The 23,226-nt window shown below is 71.2% G+C and carries 20 protein-coding genes, 1 rRNA gene and 1 riboswitch; of the genes, 5 read left to right on the top strand and 16 right to left on the bottom strand.

What is annotated here, in order from left to right:
• Window positions 1-183 precede the first annotated feature (183 nt).
• The 4 genes from ACF09K_RS11300 to kdpF form a co-directional block, all read right to left on the bottom strand.
• Window positions 184-816: a potassium-transporting ATPase subunit C gene (locus ACF09K_RS11300; RefSeq protein ID WP_392242496.1), complete on the bottom strand. Its 633-nt coding sequence runs from the start codon at window positions 814-816 to the stop codon at window positions 184-186.
• Window positions 817-839: 23 nt separating this feature from the next.
• Complete coding sequence (kdpB, locus tag ACF09K_RS11295) at window positions 840-2,921, bottom strand: potassium-transporting ATPase subunit KdpB (RefSeq protein WP_392242494.1); 2,082 nt, start codon at window positions 2,919-2,921, stop codon at window positions 840-842.
• A 65-nt stretch (window positions 2,922-2,986) separates the two neighbouring features.
• Window positions 2,987-4,648 carry a potassium-transporting ATPase subunit KdpA gene (gene kdpA / locus ACF09K_RS11290; RefSeq protein WP_392242492.1) on the bottom strand — a complete coding sequence of 554 codons (1,662 nt, stop codon included), beginning with the start codon at window positions 4,646-4,648 and terminating at the stop codon, window positions 2,987-2,989.
• 8 nt (window positions 4,649-4,656) lie between these two features.
• A complete protein-coding gene (kdpF, locus tag ACF09K_RS11285) occupies window positions 4,657-4,746 on the bottom strand; it encodes a K(+)-transporting ATPase subunit F (protein ID WP_392242490.1) in 90 nt (29 codons plus the stop codon).
• A 415-nt stretch (window positions 4,747-5,161) separates the two neighbouring features.
• Between kdpF and ACF09K_RS11280 the strand changes: the two genes are divergently transcribed.
• The 4 genes from ACF09K_RS11280 to ACF09K_RS11265 all read left to right on the top strand — a co-directional run bounded on the left by ACF09K_RS11280 (window position 5,162) and on the right by ACF09K_RS11265 (window position 8,480).
• Window positions 5,162-5,557 (top strand): helix-turn-helix transcriptional regulator, encoded by a 396-nt coding sequence (locus tag ACF09K_RS11280; RefSeq protein WP_366059942.1) that lies wholly within the window; start codon window positions 5,162-5,164, stop codon window positions 5,555-5,557.
• 156 nt (window positions 5,558-5,713) lie between these two features.
• Entirely contained in the window at window positions 5,714-6,529 is an 816-nt protein-coding gene (modA, locus tag ACF09K_RS11275; RefSeq protein WP_392242488.1) for a molybdate ABC transporter substrate-binding protein, read from the top strand.
• A complete protein-coding gene (modB, locus tag ACF09K_RS11270; RefSeq protein ID WP_392242486.1) occupies window positions 6,526-7,359 on the top strand; it encodes a molybdate ABC transporter permease subunit in 834 nt (277 codons plus the stop codon). The genes modA and modB overlap by 4 nt, the downstream gene beginning before the upstream one ends.
• Window positions 7,356-8,480, top strand: coding sequence for an ABC transporter ATP-binding protein (locus ACF09K_RS11265; RefSeq protein WP_392242485.1), 1,125 nt, complete (start codon window positions 7,356-7,358; stop codon window positions 8,478-8,480). Before modB ends, ACF09K_RS11265 begins: the two co-directional genes overlap by 4 nt.
• Before the next feature lie 73 nt (window positions 8,481-8,553).
• On the opposite strand, the gene gcvP is transcribed toward ACF09K_RS11265, so the two are convergent.
• Entirely contained in the window at window positions 8,554-11,439 is a 2,886-nt protein-coding gene (gcvP, locus tag ACF09K_RS11260) for an aminomethyl-transferring glycine dehydrogenase (RefSeq protein WP_392242484.1), read from the bottom strand.
• Between the two features lie 174 nt (window positions 11,440-11,613).
• Window positions 11,614-11,709, bottom strand: a riboswitch (glycine riboswitch).
• Between the two features lie 117 nt (window positions 11,710-11,826).
• Between gcvP and ACF09K_RS11255 the strand changes: the two genes are divergently transcribed.
• Entirely contained in the window at window positions 11,827-12,198 is a 372-nt protein-coding gene (locus ACF09K_RS11255; protein WP_392242482.1) for a PRC-barrel domain-containing protein, read from the top strand.
• A gap of 559 nt (window positions 12,199-12,757) precedes the next feature.
• Here ACF09K_RS11255 and ACF09K_RS11250 read toward each other — a convergent pair.
• The 11 genes from ACF09K_RS11250 to rrf form a co-directional block, all read right to left on the bottom strand.
• Complete coding sequence (locus ACF09K_RS11250; RefSeq protein WP_392242480.1) at window positions 12,758-14,224, bottom strand: DNA polymerase IV; 1,467 nt, start codon at window positions 14,222-14,224, stop codon at window positions 12,758-12,760.
• 66 nt (window positions 14,225-14,290) lie between these two features.
• Window positions 14,291-14,974 (bottom strand): MerR family transcriptional regulator, encoded by a 684-nt coding sequence (locus ACF09K_RS11245; protein ID WP_392242479.1) that lies wholly within the window; start codon window positions 14,972-14,974, stop codon window positions 14,291-14,293.
• A gap of 238 nt (window positions 14,975-15,212) precedes the next feature.
• Complete coding sequence (locus ACF09K_RS11240; protein ID WP_073494403.1) at window positions 15,213-15,686, bottom strand: bifunctional nuclease family protein; 474 nt, start codon at window positions 15,684-15,686, stop codon at window positions 15,213-15,215.
• 84 nt (window positions 15,687-15,770) lie between these two features.
• On the bottom strand, window positions 15,771-16,508 hold the full coding sequence (locus tag ACF09K_RS11235) for a MerR family transcriptional regulator (protein ID WP_392242478.1): 738 nt from the start codon (window positions 16,506-16,508) through the stop codon (window positions 15,771-15,773).
• Window positions 16,509-16,551: 43 nt separating this feature from the next.
• On the bottom strand, window positions 16,552-17,439 hold the full coding sequence (locus ACF09K_RS11230) for an FHA domain-containing protein (RefSeq protein WP_392243170.1): 888 nt from the start codon (window positions 17,437-17,439) through the stop codon (window positions 16,552-16,554).
• 82 nt (window positions 17,440-17,521) lie between these two features.
• The gene (locus ACF09K_RS11225) at window positions 17,522-18,460 is read right to left on the bottom strand and encodes a DUF881 domain-containing protein (protein WP_392242477.1); all 939 of its coding nucleotides are present in this window, start codon (window positions 18,458-18,460) and stop codon (window positions 17,522-17,524) included.
• 5 nt (window positions 18,461-18,465) lie between these two features.
• Window positions 18,466-18,798 (bottom strand): small basic family protein, encoded by a 333-nt coding sequence (locus tag ACF09K_RS11220; RefSeq protein WP_003988855.1) that lies wholly within the window; start codon window positions 18,796-18,798, stop codon window positions 18,466-18,468.
• Entirely contained in the window at window positions 18,795-19,631 is an 837-nt protein-coding gene (locus tag ACF09K_RS11215) for a DUF881 domain-containing protein (RefSeq protein WP_392242476.1), read from the bottom strand. Before ACF09K_RS11215 ends, ACF09K_RS11220 begins: the two co-directional genes overlap by 4 nt.
• A gap of 167 nt (window positions 19,632-19,798) precedes the next feature.
• Complete coding sequence (locus ACF09K_RS11210; protein WP_392242474.1) at window positions 19,799-22,294, bottom strand: sugar phosphate nucleotidyltransferase; 2,496 nt, start codon at window positions 22,292-22,294, stop codon at window positions 19,799-19,801.
• A 119-nt stretch (window positions 22,295-22,413) separates the two neighbouring features.
• Complete coding sequence (locus ACF09K_RS11205; protein WP_392242472.1) at window positions 22,414-23,022, bottom strand: CDP-alcohol phosphatidyltransferase family protein; 609 nt, start codon at window positions 23,020-23,022, stop codon at window positions 22,414-22,416.
• 109 nt (window positions 23,023-23,131) lie between these two features.
• Window positions 23,132-23,226 (bottom strand): 5S ribosomal RNA (gene rrf / locus ACF09K_RS11200); the annotation flags it as partial.

The following is a 23,226-nucleotide window of genomic DNA, read 5'->3' as shown; positions in this document are numbered from 1 at the left end:
CCTCCAACAGGTGGCAACCCCTTGAACACAGAGAAATTTCCGCACGTCCGTCAGACAGGTGACAGAAAGAACCCCCCGAAACATTCGGCGCTTGCGACGAACATTACGGAGGGGACTGTAGAAGGCCGTCCGGGCAGCGGCAAGATGGCGCGTCGGCTGCCCGGACGGCGGGGGAGAACCGCCTCACCCGTGGTCGATCAGGCTCCTGAGCGCGACGTTGAGTTCGAGGACGTTGACGCGCGGCTCGCCCAGGAACCCGAGGGTGCGGCCCTCGGTGTGTTCCCGCACCAGCTTCTCGACCCGGGCGACGGACAGGCCGTTGCGCTCGGCGACCCGGTGGACCTGGAGTTCGGCGTACGCCGGGGAGATGTCGGGGTCGAGGCCCGAGCCGGAGGAGGTGACCGCGTCGGCGGGGATCCGGGCGGGGTCGACCGTGAAGCCGGCCGTGGAGTTCTGCTCGACGACCCTCGCCCGCGCCTTCGTCACCCACGCGACCAGCTCGGGGTCGTCGGCGGAGCGGTTGGTGGCGCCGGAGACCAGCAGCCGGTACCGGGTGTTGACCGAGTTCTCCCCCAGGCCGTTCGCCGGCCGCGGCTGGAACCAGTCCGGGCCGTACCCCTGCTGGCCGATGAGCGCGGAGCCGACGACCCTGCCGTCCGCCGTGATCTCGGAGCCGTTCGCCCGGCCGCCGAACAGCGTCTGCGCGATGCCGGTGACGGCCAGCGGGTAGAGGACGCCCGTCAGGAGGGTGAGCACGAGCAGGGCGCGCAGGCCCGCCCCCAGCAGCCGTGCCGTGTGCGGAACAGAGGTCTTCATGGGATCAGCACGCTTTCGGAAGGTCACGGCCCGGTGACGAGGGAGAGGAGCAGGTCGATGAGTTTGATGCCGACGAAGGGCACGATCAGGCCGCCCAGGCCGTAGATCGTGAGGTTGCGGCGCAGCAGCCGGTCGGCGCTGACCGGCCGGTAGCGCACGCCCCTCAGCGAGAGCGGGACCAGCGCGATGACGACCAGCGCGTTGAAGACGACGGCGGACAGGATCGCGGAGTCCGGCGAGGACAGCTGCATGATGTTGAGCCTGTCCAGGCCCGGGTGGACGGCCGCGAACAGCGCCGGGATGATCGCGAAGTACTTGGCGACGTCGTTGGCGATCGAGAACGTCGTCAACGCACCCCGGGTGATGAGGAGCTGTTTGCCGATCTCGACGATCTCGATGAGCTTGGTCGGGTCGGAGTCGAGGTCGACCATGTTGCCGGCCTCCTTGGCGGCCGACGTACCGGTGTTCATCGCGACACCGACGTCCGCCTGGGCCAGCGCAGGCGCGTCGTTGGTGCCGTCGCCGGTCATCGCGACGAGTTTGCCGCCGGCCTGCTCGCGCTTGATGAGGGCCATCTTGTCCTCGGGCGTGGCCTCGGCGAGGAAGTCGTCCACGCCCGCCTCCTCGGCGATCGCCCTGGCCGTCAGCGGGTTGTCGCCCGTGATCATGACGGTCCTGATACCCATGCGGCGCAGTTCGGCGAACCGCTCGCGCATGCCCTCCTTGACGACGTCCTTGAGGTGGACGACGCCGACCACCCGCGCGCCGCGGGCGTCGTCGACCGCCACCAGCAGCGGCGTACCGCCCGCCCCGGCGATCCGGTCGGCCAGCTCCCCGGCGTCCGCGGCGACCTCACCGCCCTGTTCGCGCACCCAGGCGATGACGGAGCCGGCCGCGCCCTTGCGCACCCGGCGCCCGTCGACGTCCACGCCCGACATCCGGGTGCGGGCGGTGAAGGCGATCCACTCGGCGCCGGCCAGTTCGCCCTCGTGCCGCTCGCGCAGGCCGTACCGCTCCTTGGCGAGGACGACGACGGAGCGGCCCTCGGGCGTCCGGTCGGCCAGTGACGACAACTGGGCGGCGTCGGCGACCTCGGCCTCCGTGGCGCCCCGCACCGGTACGAACTCCGCGGCCCTGCGGTTGCCGAGGGTGATGGTGCCGGTCTTGTCGAGCAGCAGTGTGGAGACGTCGCCGGCGGCCTCGACCGCCCGCCCCGACAGGGCGAGGACATTGCGCTGGACCAGCCGGTCCATGCCCGCGATGCCGATCGCGGAGAGCAGCGCGCCGATGGTGGTCGGGATGAGACAGACCAGCAGCGCCACCAGGACGACCACGGTGAGGTGGGTGCCGGCGTGGTCCGCGAACGCCGGCAGCGTGGCGCAGACCAGCAGGAACACGATCGTCAGCGAGGCGAGCAGGATGTTCAGCGCGGTCTCGTTCGGCGTCTTCTGCCGGGCGGCGCCCTCGACCAGGGCGATCATCCGGTCGATGAAGGTCTCGCCCGGTTTCGTGGTGATCCTGACGACGACGCGGTCGGAGAGGACCCTGGTGCCTCCGGTGACGGCACAGCGGTCGCCGCCGGACTCCCGGATGACGGGCGCCGACTCGCCGGTGATCGCCGACTCGTCGACGGAGGCCACGCCCTCGACGACGTCGCCGTCGCCCGGTATGACGTCGCCCGCCTCGCAGACCACCAGGTCGCCGACCCTCAGTTCGGCGCCGGGCACCACGGTCCCGTCGGCCTTGCGGGCCACGGTGTCCGCCTTGGCCCTGCGCAGGGTGTCGGCCTGCGCCTTGCCGCGTCCCTCGGCGACCGCCTCCGCGAGGTTGGCGAAGACGACGGTCAGCCACAGCCAGGCGCTGATGGCCCAGCCGAACAGGTCGCCCGGGTCCTTCAAGGAGAGGACCGTCGTCAGGACGGAGCCCACGAGGACCACGAACATCACGGGCGACTTGACCATCACCCGCGGGTCGAGCTTGCGGAAGGCGTCCGGCAGCGACCGCAGAAGCTGCCCGGCGTCGAACAGACCCGCGCCGACACGGCCCTCGGGGGCCTTGTGGCCCGTCGGCGCGTCCGGATGGGGGGCCAGGGTGGGAGTGGACATGGAGTCCTCTGGGTTCTGTGTCGTCTTCTCTGTGCGGATGGTCGTCTTCTCCGTGCGGACGGTCGTCACGCCAGCCCCTCGGCGAGCGGGCCCAGCGCGAGGGCGGGGAAGTACGTGAGACCGGTGACGACGAGGATCGCGCCCACCAGCAGACCGGTGAACAGCGGCTTCTCGGTGCGCAGGGTGCCGGCGGTGACCGGGACGGGCTGCTGCCGGGCCAGCGATCCCGCGAGCGCCAGCACGAACACCATCGGCAGGAAACGGCCGAGCAGCATCGCGAGACCCAGCGTGCTGTTGAACCACCGGGTGTCCGCGTTCAGACCGGCGAAGGCCGAGCCGTTGTTGTTCGAGGCGGAGGTGTAGGCGTACAGGATCTCCGAGAACCCGTGGGCGCCGCTGCCGGCCGGGGAGTCCGCCGGGGTCGGCAGGGCCGTCGCGAAGGCGGTGAGCACCAGCACCAGCGCCGGGGTGACGAGGATGTACAGGGCCGCCAGTTTGATCTCGCGGGTGCCGATCTTCTTGCCCAGGTACTCGGGGGTGCGGCCGACCATCAGACCGGCGACGAACACCGCGACGACCGCCATGACCAGCATGCCGTAGAGGCCGGAGCCCACGCCGCCGGGCGCGATCTCGCCCAGCATCATGCCGAGCAGGGTGAGGCCGCCTCCGAGACCGGTGAGGGAGGAGTGGGCGGAGTCGACCGCGCCGGTCGAGGTGAGCGTCGTCGACACCGCGAAGATCGACGAGGAACCGACGCCGAAGCGGACCTCCTTGCCCTCCATCGCCCCGCCGGCGAGCTGGAGCGCCGGGCCGTGGTGCGCGAACTCGGTCCACATCATCAGGCCGGTGAAGCCGGCCCAGATGACGCCCATGGCCGCGAGCACGGCGTGGCCCTGCCGCACCGAGCCGACCATGAGGCCGAAGGTCCGGGGCAGCGCGGACGGGATCACCAGCATCAGGAAGATCTCGAAGAGGTTGGTGAAGGGCGTCGGGTTCTCGAAGGGGTGGGCGGAGTTGGCGCCGAAGTAGCCGCCCCCGTTGGTGCCCAGCTCCTTGATCGCCTCCTGGGAGGCGACCGCGCCGCCGTTCCACTGCTGCGAGCCGCCCGTGAACCGGCCGACCTCATGGATGCCGGAGAAGTTCTGGATCACCCCCTGGGCGACGAGGACGACGGCGGCCACGAACGCCAGCGGCACCAGGAGGCGTACGACGCCCCGCACCAGGTCGGCCCAGAAGTTGCCGAGTTCGCCGGAGCGGGAGCCCGCGAACCCCCGCACGAGCGCGACGGCCACCGCCAGCCCCACCGCGGCGGAGACGAAGTTCTGCACCGCCAGCCCGGCCGTCTGCACGACGTGGCCCATGGCCTGCTCGCCGGAGTACGACTGCCAGTTGGTGTTGGTCACGAACGACACGGCGGTGTTGAACGCCTGGTCCGGGTCGATCGACCGGAAGCCCAGCGACAGCGGCAGCACGCCCTGGACACGCTGGAGGAGGTAGAGGAACAGGACACCGGCGGCCGAGAAGGCGAGCACCCCGCGCAGGTACGCGGACCAGCCCATCCGCGTGTCGGGATCGGCGCCGATGCCCTTGTACAGCCACTTCTCCACCCGCCAGTGGCGGTCGGAGGAGTAGACCCCGGCCATGTAGGTGCCGAGGGGGACGTGGACGAGCGCCAGCGCCGCGACGAGCGCGAGCAGTTGGAGCACGCCGGCGAGTACGGGACCCATGGGGCTTCTCAGAACCTCTCGGGGGAGAGCAGGGCGAGGGCGAGATAGCCCAGCAGGGAGACGGCCACGACGAGGCCGACGATGTTCTCGGCGGTCACAGCTTCGTCACCCCCTTGGCGACGAGGGCCACCAGCGCGAAGACCGCGATCGTGGTGACGACGAAGGCCAGATCGGCCATCGTGAGCTCCTGGAGGTGAGGTCCGGGGGATGAGATCCCGGTCGAACAGGGACGGTTACAGGAAACAACCGCCCTGACCGGAATCGACCGTCTTTGACGGCTCCCATACGCTGCCGCGCTCACCTTTGACGGCTCCCATACGCCACCGCACTCACCCTCGACGAGCCCGCACGCCGCGCTCACCCCGACGGACCCCGTACGCCGCACTCGCTCCGGACGGGTTTCCGCGCCGGTCCTGACGCCACCGGGTCGCCGGGGCCGTTCCCGCCGCCCCGGGCCGCGTGCGGGCCGACGCCGCTCCCCCGGTCCCCCCGTCTGCCCCTATCGTGACCGGCATGCAGTCCTACACCATCGGCCAGGCCGCGCGCCTGCTCGGCGTGAGCCCCGACACCGCACGCCGCTGGGCGGACGCGGGCCGGGTGCCGACGCACCGCGACGACACCGGACGACGTCTCATCGACGGCGAGGATCTCGCCGCTTTCTCGGTCGAACTCGCCGGATCCGGCGGCGAGGAGGGCGGCGCCTCCTACACCTCGGCCCGCAACGCGTTCCCCGGCATCGTCACCGCGATCAAGCTGGGCGACGTCGCCGCCCAGGTCGACATCCAGGCGGGCCCGCACCGCCTGGTCTCCCTCCTGACCCGCGAGGCCGTCGAGGAACTCGGCCTGGAGGTGGGCATGGAGGCCACGGCCCGCGTGAAGTCGACCAACGTCCACATCGACCGCACCTGACGCGACCCCACCCCGTCACATCCGGCACCTGCGACCCCAAAAGCTGAACCGATGCCGCTGATACGAAGGGAAAAGCCGATCCAACCTCGCACCTGCGGCAGTACCATCTCGGCAGGGGTCCGTTCGAGGGACCGCGACGACACCGAGGAGCGCACCGTGACGACCCGAACCGCCCACCGGGCCCGCCGGACACCGCGCCTGGCGGGCGCCGGGGCCGCCGCGCTGCTGGTGCTGAGCGCCTGCTCCTCCTCGGGCGGCACCTCCTCCGGGTCCGCCACGGCGGACCCGGCGGGTCCGTCCGGCACGGTGACCGTCTTCGCGGCGGCCTCCCTGAAGGAGAGCTTCACGGCCCTGGGCGAGGAGTTCGAGAAGACGTACCCCGGCACGAAGGTCGTCCTCAGCTTCGGCGGCAGCGACGGCCTGGCCGCGAGCATCACCGGCGGCGCGCCGGCCGACGTGTTCGCCGCCGCCAGCACCAGGACCATGGCGATCGTGACGGACGCCGGCGACGACGCCTCCGCCCCCGTCACCTTCGCCCGCAACCGGCTGGAGATCGCCACCCTGCCGGGCAACCCCGACAAGATCGCCTCCCTGAAGGACCTCACGAAGTCCGGCCTCAAGGTCGTCCTGTGCGACGAGGCCGTCCCGTGCGGCGCCGCCGCCCGCGAGGCCCTCGACGCGAGCGGCCTCGACCTCACCCCGGTCTCCTACGAGCAGGACGTCAGGAGCGCCCTGACGAAGGTGGAGCTGAAGGAGGCCGACGCCGCGGTGGTGTACCGGACCGATGTGCGGGCGGCGGGTGACAAGGTGGAGGGCGTGGACTTCCCCGAGTCGGCCGACGCCGTCAACGACTACCCCATCACCGTGCTCGAGGACTCCCGGAACGCCGCGGCCGCCCGGGCCTTCGTCGCCCTCGTCCGCTCCGCGCGGGGCCAGGAGACCCTGGCCGAGGCCGGGTTCCTGAAGCCGTGACGCCCTCCGCCCCCGACCCGCGCAAGGGCGACCGGCGGCCCGGCCGGATCCGCACCGGCGTCCCCTTCGCCCTGCTGCTGCCCGCCCTCCTGGGCCTGGCCTTCCTGCTGCTGCCCCTGGCCGCCCTGCTGATCCGGGCCCCCTGGCAGAGTCTGCCCGGGCAGCTGACCAGCCCCGAGGTGTGGCAGGCCCTGCGGCTGTCCCTGATCTGCGCCACGTCGGCGACCGCCCTGAGTCTCGTCGTCGGCGTACCGCTGGCCTGGCTGCTGGCCCGCACCGACTTCCCCGGCCGCGGGCTCGTGCGCGCCCTGGTGACGCTCCCGCTGGTCCTGCCCCCGGTCGTGGGCGGTGTGGCCCTGTTGCTCGCCCTGGGCCGCAACGGCGTGGTCGGGCAGTGGCTGGACTCCTGGTTCGGCGTCACCCTGCCGTTCACCACGGCCGGCGTCGTGCTCGCGGAGACGTTCGTGGCGATGCCGTTCCTCGTCATCAGCGTCGAGGGCACGCTGCGCGCCGCCGACCCCCGTTACGAGGAAGCGGCCACCACCCTGGGCGCCTCCCGCTTCACCGCGTTCCGCCGGGTCACGCTGCCCCTGATCGCTCCGGGCGTCGCGGCGGGCGCCGTGCTGGCCTGGGCACGCGCGCTGGGCGAGTTCGGCGCGACGATCACCTTCGCGGGCAACTTCCCCGGCCGTACCCAGACCATGCCGCTCGCCGTCTACCTCGCCCTGCAGAGCGACCCGGAGGCCGCCATCGCCCTCAGCCTCGTCCTGCTGGCCGTCTCCATCGCCGTACTGGCGGGCCTACGCGACCGCTGGATGACCGCCTCATGAGCACCCCCGACCGCGCGCAGGACGCCCCCGGCCCCACGGCGGGCACCGCCTCGCCCCGCCCCGGCGTCCCGACGGGCACCGCCGAGGGTCTCGACGCCCGGCTCGTCGTCGACCGGGGCGCCTTCCGCCTCGACATCGCGCTGAGCGCCGCCCCCGGCGAGGTCGTCGCCCTGCTCGGCCCGAACGGCGCCGGCAAGACGACGGCCCTGCGCGCCCTCGCCGGCCTCGTCCCGCTCACCGGCGGCCGGCTCCGCCTCGACGGCGACGTGCTGGACCGTACGCCGCCGGAGGCCCGCCCGGTCGGCGTGGTCTTCCAGGACTACCTGCTGTTCCCCCACCTGAGCGCCCTGGACAACGTGGCGTTCGGTCCGCGCTGCCGCGGCGCGGGCAAGGCAGAGGCGCGTGCCCTGGCGGCGAAGTGGCTGGAGCGGATGGGCCTCGCCGAGCACGCCGGCGCCAAGCCCCGCCGGCTCTCCGGCGGACAGGCCCAGCGGGTCGCCCTGGCACGCGCCCTCGCCACCCGTCCGCGGCTGCTGCTGCTCGACGAGCCCCTCGCCGCCCTGGACGCCCGCACCCGCCTGGAGGTGCGCGCCCGGCTGCGGCGCCATCTGGCCGACTTCGAGGCGGTCGCCGTCCTCGTCACGCACGACCCGCTCGACGCCATGGTCCTCGCGGACCGCCTGGTCGTCATCGAGGACGGCAGGGTCGTCCAGGAGGGCGCCCCCTCCGACATCGCCCGCCACCCGCGCACGGACTACATCGCCCGGCTCGTCGGCCTGAACCTCTACCGCGGCCGGGCCGACGGCCACACCGTCCGCCTCGACACCGGCCCCGCGCTCACCACCACGGAGGTCCTCACCGGGCCGGTCCTCGTCGCGTTCCCGCCCGGCGCGGTCACCCTCCACCGCGAGCGCCCCACCGGATCCAGTGCCCGCAACCTCTGGCGCTGCGAGGTCGCGGGCCTGGAGACCCACGGCGACCAGATCCGCGCCGACCTCACCGGTGAACTCCCCCTGGTCGCCGACCTCACCACGGTCGCCGCCGCGGAACTCGACCTGCACCCCGGCGCCACCGTGTGGGCCACGGTCAAGGCGGCCCAGACGCACGCCTACCCGGCCTGAACCGCCCCTCCCCCGGCATGCTGAGGGCCCCCGCCCTGCAGGGGACGGGGGCCCTCGGCGTACGGCTGCCGGATCAGTCCTGGTACGCGTCCAGCGGCGGGCACGAGCAGACCAGGTTGCGGTCGCCGAAGGCCTGGTCGATCCGGCGCACCGGCGGCCAGTACTTGTCGGCGGCGGACACCCCGGCCGGGAAGACGGCCTCCTCGCGCGTGTAGGCGTGGTCCCACTCGCCGCCCAGCGCGGCCGCCGTGTGCGGAGCGCCCCGCAGCGGGTTGTCCTCGGCGGGCCACTGGCCGGCCCCGACCTTCTCGATCTCCCCGCGGATCGCGATCATCGCCTCGCAGAAGCGGTCCAGCTCCGCCAGGTCCTCCGACTCGGTCGGCTCGATCATCAGCGTGCCGGCCACGGGGAACGACATCGTCGGCGCGTGGAAGCCGTAGTCGATGAGCCGCTTGGCCACGTCGTCCACGCTGACACCGGTCGCCTTCGTCAGCGGACGCAGGTCGATGATGCACTCGTGCGCGACCAGCCCGCCGGGGCCGGTGTAGAGCACGGGGTAGTGCGGTTCGAGCCGCTTGGCGACGTAGTTGGCGGACAGCACGGCCACCTGCGTGGCCCGCTTCAGCCCCTCGCCGCCCATGAGCCGCACGTAGGCCCACGAGATCGGCAGGATCCCCGCGGAACCCCACGGCGCGGCCGAGATCGGCCCCACCCCCGTCTCGGGCCCGGCCTCGGGCTGCAACGGGTGGTTGGGCAGGTACGGCGCCAGGTGCGACCGCACGGCCACGGGACCGACCCCCGGGCCGCCGCCGCCGTGCGGGATGCAGAACGTCTTGTGCAGGTTCAGGTGCGAGACGTCGCCGCCGAAGTGGCCGGGCTTGGCGAGCCCGACGAGCGCGTTGAGGTTGGCGCCGTCCACGTAGACCTGGCCGCCGGCCTCGTGCACCTGCGCGCAGATCTCGGCGACGTGCTCCTCGAACACCCCGTGCGTCGACGGATAGGTGATCATCAGGACCGCCAGCTCGTCGCGGTGCTTGTCGATCTTCGCGCGCAGGTCCTCGACGTCGATCTCACCGTCCTCGGCGGTGTTCACCACGACGACCTTCATCCCGGCCATCACGGCGCTCGCGGCGTTCGTGCCGTGCGCCGACGACGGGATCAGGCACACGGTCCGCTGCTCGTCCCCGTTGGCCCGGTGGTATCCGCGTACGGCGAGCAGTCCGGCGAACTCGCCCTGCGACCCGGCGTTCGGCTGGAGGGACACCTTGTCGTACCCGGTGACCTCGGCGAGCCGCTCCTCCAGCTCGTGGATGAGCGTGAGGTAGCCCCGCGCCTGCCCGGCCGGCGCGAAGGGGTGCAGCTGCCCGAACTCGGGCCAGGTGACGGGCTCCATCTCGGTGGTCGCGTTGAGCTTCATCGTGCAGGAGCCCAGCGGGATCATGCCCCGGTCCAGCGCGTAGTCGCGGTCGGACAGCCTGCGCAGGTAGCGCAGCATCGCGGTCTCAGAGCGGTGCTGGTGGAACACGGGGTGGGCGAGGATCTCGTCGCGGCGCAGCAGGTCGGCGGGGAGGGTGTCCTGCGTGACCGCGTCGAGGGCCTCGACGTCGCCCTCGACCCCGAAGGCCCGCCAGACGGCGCCGATCTGCGCCCGCCCGGTGGTCTCGTCACAGGAGATCGCCACGTGGTCGGCGTCGACGAGGTGCAGGTTGACGCCGTTGTCCCGCGCGGCGGCGACGGCTTCGGCGGCCTTCGCGGGCACCCGCACGGTCAGCGTGTCGAAGTAGGAACCGTGCACGACCTCGACGCCGCCCGCGGTGAGCCCGGCGGCCAGGACCGAGGCGTAGCGGTGGGTGCGCCGCGCGATCGCCCGGAGGCCCTCGGGGCCGTGGTAGACGGCGTACATGCCGGCCATGACGGCGAGCAGGACCTGCGCCGTGCAGATGTTGCTGGTCGCCTTCTCCCGGCGGATGTGCTGCTCACGGGTCTGCAGCGCCAGCCGGTACGCCCGGTTGCCGTCCACGTCGACGGACACGCCCACGAGCCGCCCGGGCAGGCTGCGCGCGAACTTCTCGTGGACGGCCATGTACCCGGCGTGCGGCCCGCCGAAGCCCATCGGCACCCCGAACCGCTGCGTCGTCCCGACGGCGATGTCCGCGCCCAGCTCACCGGGCGAGGTCAGCAGCGTCAGCGCGAGCAGATCGGCGGCGACGGTGACGAGCGCCCCCAGCTCGTGCGCCTGGTCGACGACCGGCTTGAGGTCGCGTACGGCGCCGGAGGCCCCCGGGTACTGGAGCAGTACGCCGTTGATCTCCCGCGCGGCGATGTCGGCCGGGATGCCCTCGCTGAGATCGGCGACGACGACCTCGACACCGGTCGGCTCGGCGCGCGTCTCGATCACGGCGATGGTCTGCGGCAGCGCGTCCGCGTCGACCAGGAAGAGGCCCTTCTTGTTCTTCCCCATGCGGCGGGACAGCGCCATCGCCTCGGCCGCGGCCGTGCCCTCGTCGAGCAGTGAGGCGCCGGAGGTCGGCAGTCCGGTCAGGTCGGCGACCATGGTCTGGAAGTTCAGCAGCGCCTCGAGCCGGCCCTGCGAGATCTCCGGCTGGTACGGCGTGTAGGCCGTGTACCAGGCCGGGTTCTCCATGACGTTGCGCAGGATGACCGGCGGGGTGAAGGTGCCGTAGTAACCGAGCCCGATCATGGAGTCCATGACCTGGTTGCGGTCGGCCAGCGACCGCAGCTCGGCCAGCACCTCGGCCTCGGTGCGCGCGCCCGGCAGGTCCAGCGCGTCGGCGTTCTTGATCACGTCGGGGACCGCGGCGGCGGTCAGCTCGTCCAGGGAGCCGTAACCGACCTGGGCGAGCATCTTGGCCCGCGCCTCCTGGTCGGGCCCGATGTGGCGCTGCTCGAAGGGGATTCCCTGTTCGAGGTCGGAGAGCGGAATGCGATGGGCGGTCATGGCGGAGGCCTCCTGGTCAGACACGACCTTCGAGGGGCACCACTGGCGGGTACCCGGACGGCCTCCCCCTCTGTCATCTCAACCTGAGAGCTTCACCGGCCGCCCGAGGGCAGCCGGCTTTCACCGTCGGTGAGGGCGGAGGCCGTCGGCACCCGCCCTGCTTTCCAGAGTGACCTCGTCCGTGCGGTACGTGGGCCTGAGAGATTCCGGGGAGGATTTGCTCCTTCGGCGCCTCCGGTGGTCTCCGGAGGACTCTCCCGCACGGGGTCAGCGGCCATTGCCAGACTACCAGCGAGGTCAACGAGGCCTCCTTTCGAGTGGCCGCGACCGCCGATGTGCTCTTTTGTGGTGCTAAGGGATGAGTGTGCGACCAAGTGGAGGGGTCCTGTGCAGACCGACATCGACCCGCGCAACCTGATCGGCCGCAAGGCGTTCGACCGGAACGGCACCAAGATCGGCACCATCGACGAGATCTATCTCGACGACGCCACCGGAGTGCCGGAGTGGGCGGCCATACGCACCGGCCTGTTCAGCAGGGACGCCTTCGTCCCCCTGGAGCCCAGCGAACTGATCGAGGGCACCCTGCACGTCCCCTTCGACCGCGCCCTGATCAAGGACGCCCCCGACTTCGGGGTGGGCCGTCACCTCTCCCCCGACCAGGAACTCCAGCTCTATCACCACTACGGCCTCGACGTGTCCGCCCCACCGCCCCTCCCGGACCGTGACTTCGGCAGGCTGGCGGGCTCGGAGGAGACCTGAGCGGACCGGCCGCACGCCCGGGCCGGCGCCCCGGGGAGTCCTTGCGGATCGTGGAGCGGCCGCGCCCCGTCGGTGACGACGCGTCGTGTGCCCGCGCCGACGGGATCGGTGCGCGCCCGGTCGGCGAGGCAGATGCCGACCTCGGTCTCGAGACCGGAAGCGGTGGCGTACCGCCATTCGGTGACGGGCCCCGGGCCCGGTTGCGGATCAGCTCTCCCAGGGCCGGCTCGCACCCCCGGGCGTCCTCGACGGCGTACCGGCCCGGCTCGGCGTACCGGCCCGGCTCGGCGTACCGGCCCGGCTCGGCGTACCGGCCCGGCTCGGCGTACCGGCCCGGCTCGGTGGTCAGCACGACGGGACCGACATCCGGGTCCGCCCGTTCGGCTCCCCGGGCCCAGGACCCGACGAGCAGCATCCCGACGACGTCCTCGCGCCCCGCGGCCCGTGCGGTGTCCTGCCGGATCACCGAGCGCACCTCCTCACGCCGCTCCGCCGGGCCCCGGCAGGGCCCGTCCGCCCCTTTCCGTCAGGCCACCGCGCACCGCTTCGCCCGGTCCCGTCACCGGCCGCTCCCACGCCGCGGGTCCACCGCCGGCACCTGACCGGCCGTGTCCGCGGCCGGTGCCCCGTCCGGTCTTCGCCGCACCAGCGGCAGCGGCTCCGCCGGTGCCAGATCGGGGTCGTCGGTCCGGAACGTCCGTACCCGCCCCACCTCCGACTCGGGCGTCTCGAACCGCACGGTCACCCGCCCCAACCCGCTGCCCTGCACCCACCCGTGGCCGAGCTCGGCGTGCCGCACGTCGTGCCCCGGCCGCCACCGGTGCTCCGCGGGCGCCGCCCCGGCCACGGCGGGCCCTTCCGGCGTCTCCTCCTCGGGCCCCTCGGCCCGCACGTCCGCCACCCGCTCCTCCGCCGCCCGCACCTCGGCCGCCCGCACCTCGGCCGCCTGCACCTCGGCCGCCTGCGCGAACAGGTCCTCCTGCGTGAAGTCCGCCAGCCCGCTGACCCCCACCCCGAGCAGCCGCACGCCACCCGTCGTGTCCACCGCGTCCAGCAGCCGCGCCGCCGCCTCCCGCACGACCGCCGGATCGTCCGTGGGCCCCCGCAGGGTCTCCGACCGGGTGAGCGTGGAGAAGTCGTACCGCCGCACCTTCAGCACGATGGTCCGCCCCGACAGACCGGCCCCCCGCAGCCGACGCACACACCGGTCGGCGAGCCGCTGCACCTCCAGTTCCACCCGCATCCGGTCGTGGATGTCCACGTCGTAGGTGTCCTCCACCGACACGGACTTGGTCTCCCGTTCGGCCACCACGGGCCGGTCGTCCCGGGCCAGCGCCATGGCGTAGAGCGCGTGCCCGTGCGCCTTGCCCAGCATTCTCACCAGTTCGTCCTCCCCCGCCTCGACCATCTCCCCGACCGTGGCGATCCCGGCCCGCCTCAGGTGGTCGCCGGTCGCCGGACCGACCCCCGGCAGCGTCCGCACCGGCATCGGCGCGAGCAGGGACCGCTCGGTACCCGGCTCGATCAGCACCAGACCGTCCGGCTTGGCCTGCTCGGAGGCGATCTTGGCGAGCATCTTGGAGGCGGCCAGCCCCACCGAACCGGTGAGCCCGGTGACCGCCCGGATGTCGGCGCGCAGCCGCACTCCGGCCAGCCGCGCCGACTCGCTGTCCCAGGCCGTCCCGCCGGCCTCCAGATCCACGAACGCCTCGTCCAGACTGAGCGGCTCCACCAGCGGCGACAGGGCCCGCAGCAGCGTCATGACCTGGTCGCTGATCCGGCGGTAGAACGCGCCCCGCGGCACCAGGTAGGCGGCGTTCGGAGCGAGCCGGCGGGCCTGAGCCATCGGCATCGCCGAATGCACTCCGAAGACCCGCGCCTCGTACGAGGCGGTCGCCACCACCCCTCGCGGCCCGAGGCCTCCCACCACGACCGCCTTCCCGCGCAGACTCGGCTTGGACGCCTGCTCCGCCTGGGCGAAGAAGGCATCCATGTCGAGGTGCAGGACGGTGGGCGCGTTTCTCACGTCTCCGATGCTGCACCACGCCACTGACAACGAGGTCCTGCGGCCGCCCGCGAGGGTTCGGGGCCGTCAGACCGCCCGGTTGCGCCGACGGGCCAGCTCGTCCGCCGGGTTGGGCCCGACGAGGGTCTCACCGGTGTCGACGCGCTCCCCGTGCAGCTGCGACAGCGCGCTCTCGACATCCCGCCACACCACGCCGACGGCGATCCCGAAGACGCCCTGACCGCCCTGGAGCAGCGCGTGGACCTCGTCCGGCGAGGTGCACTCGTAGACCGTGGCACCGTCGCTCATCAGCGTCATCCGCTCCAGGTCGCTGAAACCGCGCTCCCGCAGGTGCTGGACGGCGGTGCGGATGTTCTGGAGCGAGACCCCGGTGTCGAGGAAACGCTTGACGATCTTCAGGACCACCACGTCCCGGAAGCTGTACAGACGCTGCGTACCGGACCCGTGGGCGGGCCGTACGCTCGGCTCGACCAGGCCCGTGCGCGCCCAGTAGTCCAGTTGCCGATAGGTGATCCCGGCGGCCGCGCAGGCCGTCGGGCCCCGGTAGCCGATCTCCTCGGACGCCATGGACGTCGCCCCTCCGCTGCTCGGCACGGCCGCCGGCCGCTGCGGAGCGTGATCGGCCGCGCCTCCGTGATGGGGGTACCCCCCGCTCGGGCGGAGCCGAGAGCTTGAGGGAGGGTACGGACCGCTCCCCCCGACACCGAGTGCGGGGGCACCCCCCACCGTACCGTCGCCGCTGCTTCTCACGCCGACCTCCGTCCTTGACCTGCCTTCTCGACGGTAGGCAGTCACCAGGGGTGCGTCAACGATCGCCACACTCGCCACGCCGAGTGATAATCACCCCAGGAGTGGTTTCCCGCACCCCACCACGGGGAAAGGCTAGCCGAATGCCCTGAGCGCAAGCCGCAGGACGCTCTCGTGGTCCGGCCGCAATCGCCGCGGCCCGAGCCACTGCGCGCACCGGAGCGCCCGCGCCCGCCGACGGCTACTGATTGCTGCTGCCGAAGTCCTCGGGCGAGATCTGGTCGAGGAACTCGCGGAACTTCTCCACCTCGTCCTCCTGCTCGTCCGGGATGGCGATCCCCGCGTCGTCGAGCACCGTGTCGCTGCCGTAGATCGGCGTCCCGGTGCGCAGGGCCAGCGCTATGGCGTCGGACGGCCGCGCACTCACCTCCACCCCACTGGCGAAGACCAGCTCGGCGTAGAAGACGCCTTCACGCAGGTCCGTGATGCGTACTTCGCTGAGCTCCTGGCCCACGGCCTCCAGCACGTCCTTGAACAGGTCGTGGGTCAGCGGCCGCGCGGGAGCCATGCCCTGCTGGGCGAAGGCGATCGCCGTCGCCTCACCCGGCCCGATCCAGATGGGGAGGTAACGGTCGCCTCCCACTTCACGCAGCAGGACGATCGGTTGGTTGGAGGGCATCTCGACCCGGACACCTACGACATCGAGCTCGTTCACACAGCAACCCTAGGCCGTGCCCGGGACGTTTGGGTAGTCGGGCCGGGAACGGGTGACCGATCCGGGCGGCCCGGACCGTCCGCCTCAGGGCAGACGCACCCCGAGCGCGGTCTGCACCAATGCCGCGTGCAACCTGACCGTGAGCCCCGCCAGCTCCTTCACGCGGGCCTCGGCATGTGCCCTCGTCTGCGGATTGCGGTGGCGCCTGAGCGGTGCGACCACCTGGTCCACGAGTCCCGCCTCACGATCGGCCGCGGCCTTCATCACCCGCAGGTGCCGGGGCTCGATCCCGAACCGCCGCAGCTCGCAGACGAGCGCGGCCACCGTCACCACCTCGGCGTCGTAGATGCCGTCCTCCAGGGGCGCGACGAGCCCGTACGCCTCCCACTCCTGGAGTTCGTGCTCGTCGATCCCGGCGACCGCCAGCAGCTCGGACCGTCCGATCCGGGCGGCGGTGGGCGCGTCGGGCCGCTCCGGCACCGCCTCTCCGTCCCGCTGCCGGCCCACGGTCGGCAGCGGTGCCGCCTCGCCGCGCTCCATGGCGTCCAGGTGCTCCCGGATCACCTTGAGGGGTAGGTAGTGGTCCCGCTGCATCCTCAGGACGTGCCCGAGGCGCTCGACGTCCTCCACGCTGAACTTGCGGTACCCCGACGGGGTCCGCTGCGGCTCGACGAGCCCCTCCGACTCCAGGAAGCGGATCTTGGAGATGGTGACTTCGGGGAACTCGTCGCGCAGCACGTTCAGCACCGTGCCGATGCTCATCGCACCACCGTCCGCTGCGGCGGCGCCGGGTTCGGTACCGCCCCTCGGTGTTCGCAGCATGGGCCTTCCCTGGGGGTTCCCCCGGACCGGGTCCGGGGGCGGGTCAGTAGCCTCGCTGGCTCGCGTAGAAGACCAGCCGGTACTTGCCGATCTGCACCTCGTCGCCGTTCGACAGCGGGATCTCGTCGATCCGCTCCCGGTTGACGTACGTGCCGTTCAGGCTGCCGACATCGGCCACCGTGAACGAACCGTCCTGGCGACGCCGGAACTCCACGTGGCGGCGCGAGACCGTCACGTCGTCCAGGAAGATGTCGCTCTGCGGGTGCCGCCCGGCCGTCGTCAGGTCACCGTCCAGCAGGAAGCGGCTGCCCGAGTTGGGGCCACGCCGCACGACCAGCAGGGCGGAACCCAGCGGCAGCGCGTCGACCGCGGCCTGGGCCTCGGGCGAGAGCGCCGGCAACTGTGTCTGTCCGGTGGCCTCGGAGTCGTAGGCCTCGAGACCGGAGATGGAAATGGTGGACGTCGTCTCCGAGGGGCGCTCGGGCGTCAGCCCCGGCCTCAGCGGCGCGCCGCAGTTCGAGCAGAAGCGGCTGTTCTCCGCGTTGCGGTTACCGCACCTCGTACACACCAGGGCCGACATAGGGGAAAACCCTCCACCCGTACTTGAGGTTGACGGTTGTCCGAAACCTATGCCGCCGGACTGCGCAGGGTCAACCGACGCCCCGCCCTGGCCTCCGGAAATGTCACCGCCCGGACCAGCGACCTGGTCCCGGAACAGCGGCCGCTGGCCCTCCGCGTCAGGCTGTGCGCGGTGACGGGCGGTCGCGTTGTCACCGCTGCCTTCTCGCGCGCTCTTGCCGAACAACTTCGCAAACAACTTCACGGGCGATTCCCCTTGACCGAAACAGACCCGCCCGTGGGGCAGGACGAACCCTGAATGATTAGACCGGCCGACCCGGACATCTTCACAACGTCCGTATCCACCAGACAGTTTCCACCACGCACCACCCGTTCGGTGCGCCGACCCCCCGCAACCTCATGCCCTTGCCGGACGGCCCCCATGCACCCCCGGTTCACTGCGAGGACGACCGAGCGTAGTCAGGCTGCTCCGCTGCTCGCAAGGCGTCCACGACGATCTTGGCGGATCGCTCCACGGACACCGTGGCCTGCTCCTTCTCGAGAGTCTGCACCACGCCCCCAGGGATGTTGAGCGCCGGTTCGAGATCCTGCGGCTTGCCGATGACCTTGAAACGATAGGGAGCGTTGATCTTGTTCCCGTCGACGCTCACGCTCTTGCCGGATTCCGTCAGGTACGTGCCGGCGACGACCCTGACGCCGTTCACCTGGATCGCCTCGGCGCCCGCCGCGCGCAGCTCCTGGATCGCGTCGAGCAGCATGTCGGCCTCGACCGTCCCCTTCGTGTCCTCGATGACCATGGTGATCCCGGGCCCCTGAGCGGCCACCGTGCCCGCCAGGACGCCGAGTTGCTTCTCCTTCTCGATCGTCTGCCTGCGGGCCTCCTCGGCCTGGTCGGAACTGTTCTCCAGCTCCTGCCGCTGCTTCTCGAGACCCTGCTTCTCGTCCTCAAGACGCTGACTGCGGTCATCCAGTTCATCGAGGATGCGCACGAGATCTTCCTGGCGCGCCCCGCGCAGGGCGTTGTCGCTCTCGCTGTTGGACGCCACTTGCACGGCCAGTCCGAAGCCGAGGCCGAACAGCAGCAGGGCGACGATGAGTTGGGCCCGGCTCACCCGCGGCGGCCAGAGCCCCTGCACCAGCCGCTGCCGGCCGGTCAGTGCGGGCTCCCCGCCCTCCTCGGGCCGTTCCGCGCGCGGAACGGCCGCGGGAACCTCCTGGGGCAGTTCCTTGCGCAGCCTGGTCGTGGGCGTCTCGTCCTGGGGCGCCTCGCCCCGGGGCGCCCGGTTCCGGGTCGCCTCGTTCCCGGCTGTCTCACCTCGAGGGGTCTCGCTGCGGGGAGTCCCGCCGGGACGGGTCGCGTCGTGGTCGCTCATCGCCCTCACGCCCGGAAGACGTGCCGGCGGATCGCCGCGGCGTTGGAGAAGATCCGGATGCCGAGCACGACCACCACGCCCGTGGACAGCTGGGCGCCGACGCCCAACTTGTCACCGAGGAACACGATCAGGGCCGCCACGACCACGTTCGACAGGAACGACACGACGAACACCTTGTCGTCGAAGATGCCGTCGAGCATGGCCCGCAGACCCCCGAAGACGGCGTCCAGCGCCGCCACGACGGCGATCGGCAGGTAAGGCTCGACGACCGCCGGAACCTCGGGCCGGACCAAGAGGCCGGCCACGACTCCCACGACGAGGCCCAGTACGGCGATCACGATGTGCCCTTCTCAGTTCTCGGCTCTGCTGTACGTACGATCACACTCGGTGCCGCGGGCACCCGGAGGTCCTTCTCCACCGAGATGGCGGTCCGGATGCCGAAGTTCTCCTGGAGGGCGTGCAGATACAGCCCGTCGGGGCTGTCCTGGAACCGGGTGCTCAGGTTCTTCCCGTCCCCCACCGCGAGTACCGTGTACGGCGGCACCAGCGGCTTGTTGTCGACCAGTATGGCCTCGCCCGCGGCCCTGATCGCCGACAGCGCCGTCAGCCGCTGGCCGTTGACGGAGACGGCCTCGGCCCCCGACGCCCACAGCCCGTTGACGACGCGCTGCATGTCACGGTCACGCACCCGCCCGGTGTCGGAGAAGCCGGAGGTCTCGCGCGGATCACCGTCACCGCCGGTGGCGGCCTCCTCGGCGTCGTCCACGACCAGCTTCACACCGGGCCCGTGGACCTCGACGGCGCCCGCGAGGATGCCCACCAGCTCCGACCGGCCGCCGCCACCGCTCTCCCGGAGCGCCTCGCGCTGCCGCGCGCTCACGTCGTCACGCAGTTCGTCGACGGTGTCCTCGAGCTCGTCGGCCGCCTCGGTCTCACTGTCGATGCGGTCGATCAGTTCCTCGCGCTCCTTGGCCACGACCGGAGCGGCGATCCGCGCCTGGGCGGCCCCCACGGTCACGACGAGAGCCGCGAGCACCAGACCCGCGGCCAGGCCCAGCTTCGAGCGCAGGGTCCTGGGCAGCCCGCCGATGCCCTCGGCCCGCTTCCGGGCGGCCGCCTCGGCGTATCCGTCGTCGAGACTGTGGTCCATGACGTTGGTGAGCAGCGACATGGACGCGTCCGGGCGCGACGCTCGCGCGGGCGTACTCCGAACGGGGGGCTGCTGCGGCATGCCGCACATCGTCGCACGCCGCGCCCACTACCTCCGAACGGCCCCACCGACGTGCCGGACAGGCCCCCTCGGGGACACTTGTCCGGCACGCGCGTGTGGTAGGTGTGTCAGCGCCCGGCGCTGTCCACGACGGACGACCACTCGTCCAGCAACGCCTGTGCGGAGGCGTCGTCGGGGCCTTCCGCCCACAGGTGCGTGACGGCCTCGGCCGGGTCCGGCAGCACCATCACCCAGCGTCCGTCGGCCTCCACCACCCGGACACCGTCCGTGGTGTCCACGGAGCGGTTTCCGGCAGCCTCGACGACCCGCCGCATCACCAGGCCCTTGACGGCCCACGGAGTGGCCAGATCCCGCTTCAGGACGTGCGCCCGCGGGATCCGCGCGTCGATCTGGCTCAGCGTGAGCTGCGTCCGGGCCACGAGCCCGATCAGCCGCACGAAGGCCGCCGTGCCGTCGAAGACACTGCTGAACTCGGGGACGATGAAGCCGCCCTTGCCGTCCCCGCCGAAGATGGTCGACTCGTCCCGGCCCACCCGGGTCAGGTCGTCGGGCGACGTCGTCGTCCACTCCACCTGGGTGCCGTGATAGGCCGCCACCTGCTCGGCGATGCGCGTCGTGGTCACCGGCAGGGCCACCCGCCCGCTGCGCCGCTCGGCGGCGACCAGGTCGAGCAGCACGAGCAGCGCCCGGTCGTCCTCGATGATCCGGCCCTTCTCGTCGACGAGGGAGAGCCGCTCGCCCACCGGGTCGAAGCGCACACCGAACGCGGCCCGCGACGACGCCACGATCTCCCCGAGCCGCACGAGCCCGGAGCGCCTCTGGTCACTGCTCTCCGTCGGCCGGGCCTCGTTCAGGCCGGGGTTGACGGTCAGCGAGTCGACCCCGAGCTTCCCGAGCAGACTGGGCAGGACGAGACCCGCACTGCCGTTCGAAGCATCCACCACGACCTTCAACCCGGATTCGGCGATCCCGGTCGTGTCCACGTTCCGCAGCAACGACCCGGTGTACGAGTCGAAGACGCTGGCGGGGAAGTGCAGGTCGCCGATCTCTCCGGGGAACGCCCGCCGGTACTCCTGCCGCGCGAACACCCGGTCCAGCTTCCGCTGACTGCCCTGGGACAGGTCCGCGCCCTGCCCGTCGAAGAACATGATGTCCACGGAATCGGGCACTCCGGGCGACGTCCGGATCATGATCCCGCCGGCACTGCCGCGCGCGGTCTGCTGCCGCGCCACGGGCAGTGGCACATTCTCCAGATCCCGTACGTCGATGGCGCTGGCCTGCAACGCGGAGATCACCGCTCGCTTCAGAGCACGGGCACCGCGGGAGTGGTCGCGGGCCGTGGTGACGGTGGACCCCTTCTTGAGGGTGGTCGCGTAGGCCCCTGCGAGGCGCACGGCCAGTTCCGGCGTGATCTCGACGTTCAGGATGCCGGAGACGCCCCGGGCGCCGAAGAGGTGAGCCTGGCCCCTCGACTCCCAGATCACCGAGGTGTTGACGAAAGCACCGGCCTCGATGGTCTTGAACGGGTAGACCCGCACGTTGCCCTGCACGATCGATTCTTCACCGATCAGGCATTCGTCGCCGATGACGGCGCCGTCCTCGATCCGGGCCGCCCGCATGATGTCGGTGTTCTTTCCGACGACGCAGCCGCGCAGATTGCTGTGCTGTCCGACGTACACGTTGTCGTGGACGACGGCCTTGTGCAGGAAGGCCCCGCTCTTGACGACGACGTTGGACCCGACGACCGTGTGTTCGCGGATTTCCGCTCCGGCCTCCACCTTGGCGTAGTCCCCGATGTAGAGGGGGCCGCGGAGTACGGCGTCCGGATGCACTTCGGCGCCTTCGGCGACCCATACGCCCGGTGAGATCTCGAAGCCGTCGAGCTCGACGTCGACCTTGCCCTCCAGCACGTCGGCCTGGGCCTTCACGTAGCTCTCGTGCGTGCCGACGTCCTCCCAGTAGCCCTCGGCGACGTAGCCGTAGATCGGCTTGCCTTCCTTCATCAGCTGCGGGAAGACGTCGCCGGACCAGTCGACGGGCACGTCGGCCTCGACGTAGTCGAACACCTCGGGTTCCATCACGTAGATGCCGGTGTTCACCGTGTCGGAGAAGACCTGGCCCCAGGTCGGCTTCTCGAGGAAGCGCTCGACCTTGCCCTCCTCGTCGACGATGGTGATGCCGAACTCCAGGGGATTGGGCACACGCGTCAGACAGACGGTGACGAGCGCGCCCTTTTCCTTGTGGAAGTTGATCAGCTCGGTGAGGTCGAAGTCGGTGAGCGCATCGCCGGAAATGACGAGGAAGGCGTCGTCCTTGAGCGCCTCCTCCGCGTTCTTGACGCTTCCCGCGGTACCGAGTGGCTTCTCCTCGTTGGCATAGCTGAGCTCCATACCGAGCTCCTCACCGTCACCGAAGTAGTTCTTGACCAGTGAGGCCAGGAACTGGACGGTGACGACGGTCTCATTGAGCCCATGCCTTTTGAGCAGCCTCAGAACGTGCTCCATGATCGGCCGGTTGGCCACCGGCAGGAGCGGCTTGGGCATGCTCGAGGTCATGGGACGAAGGCGTGTGCCTTCGCCTCCGGCCATCACGACGGCCTTCATGTCGGAAGCGTCCTCCTTGAAGAGACGACGGTCTAGCCGACTTCACCCGTCCAGATTGTCCCGCACTTTTCGGCAGCGGGCCATCGAGCCGGCGCTGAGCGCCAATCGCTTCGGCGAGATCAGTCGGCCATGGCGTCCGCACGGACAAGGCGGCGGACCTGTACCACGTAGAGGACTCCTGCCCACCAATACAGCGTTGTACCCCATCCTGCGAACGCCCATCCGAAAATGGCAGCGAGTGACGCCGGCCATCCACTTCCGTCACTGAGCAGGAGAAGCGGGAAGGCGTACATCAGGTTGAAGGTGGCTGCCTTCCCGAGGAAGTTCACCTGGGGCGGCGGATAGCCGTGCCGTCTGAGGATGCCCACCATCACCAGCAGCATCAGTTCTCGCGCCAGAAGTGCAGCGGTCAACCAGAGGGGCAGAATCTCCCGCCAGGTGAGGCCGACCAGGGTCGAGAGAATGTAGAGCCGGTCCGCGGCCGGGTCGAGCAGCCGGCCGAGGCTGCTGATCTGGTTCCAGCGCCGGGCGAGCTTGCCGTCCAGGTAGTCGGTGATTCCGCTCAGAGCCAGCACGAGGAGGGCCCAGCCGTCGCTCTGCGGCCCTCCGAACTCAGGTCTGAGAATCAGCCACAGGAACAGTGGTACGCCGAGGAGACGCGCCATGCTGAGGATGTTGGGGATGGTGAGGACCCGGTCGGTCTGCACACGGGTCTCCTGGACCTCCACCCGGGGGCCTCCAGTAGAAAATGAGCCAACGATGCCCCCTGACCCTACCTCAACGCAAAAAAGCTCTGGCTCCTGGGCGGTATGCCCAGGAGCCAGAGCTGCAAAAGGAGTTCGGCGGCGTCCTACTCTCCCACAGGGTCCCCCCTGCAGTACCATCGGCGCTGTGAGGCTTAGCTTCCGGGTTCGGAATGTGACCGGGCGTTT

This window comes from Streptomyces sp. NPDC014882 (assembly GCF_043081325.1).
GTDB lineage: Bacteria > Actinomycetota > Actinomycetes > Streptomycetales > Streptomycetaceae > Streptomyces.
The sequence above is the reverse complement of the archived record's forward strand: the minus strand, read 5'-3'. Positions and strand labels throughout refer to the sequence as shown.

Coding starts and splice junctions, on each gene's coding strand:
- ACF09K_RS11235 (WP_392242478.1), bottom strand. CDS start 16,508: ATGCTGCGAACACCGAGGGGCGGTACCGAACCCGGCGCCGCCGCAGCG.
- ACF09K_RS11280 (WP_366059942.1), top strand. CDS start 5,162: ATGCAGTCCTACACCATCGGCCAGGCCGCGCGCCTGCTCGGCGTGAGC.
- ACF09K_RS11210 (WP_392242474.1), bottom strand. CDS start 22,294: ATGAAGGCCGTCGTGATGGCCGGAGGCGAAGGCACACGCCTTCGTCCC.
- kdpB (WP_392242494.1), bottom strand. CDS start 2,921: ATGTCCACTCCCACCCTGGCCCCCCATCCGGACGCGCCGACGGGCCAC.
- ACF09K_RS11265 (WP_392242485.1), top strand. CDS start 7,356: ATGAGCACCCCCGACCGCGCGCAGGACGCCCCCGGCCCCACGGCGGGC.
- ACF09K_RS11300 (WP_392242496.1), bottom strand. CDS start 816: ATGAAGACCTCTGTTCCGCACACGGCACGGCTGCTGGGGGCGGGCCTG.
- ACF09K_RS11215 (WP_392242476.1), bottom strand. CDS start 19,631: ATGTCGCTGCTCACCAACGTCATGGACCACAGTCTCGACGACGGATAC.
- gcvP (WP_392242484.1), bottom strand. CDS start 11,439: ATGACCGCCCATCGCATTCCGCTCTCCGACCTCGAACAGGGAATCCCC.
- ACF09K_RS11225 (WP_392242477.1), bottom strand. CDS start 18,460: ATGAGCGACCACGACGCGACCCGTCCCGGCGGGACTCCCCGCAGCGAG.
- kdpA (WP_392242492.1), bottom strand. CDS start 4,648: ATGGGTCCCGTACTCGCCGGCGTGCTCCAACTGCTCGCGCTCGTCGCG.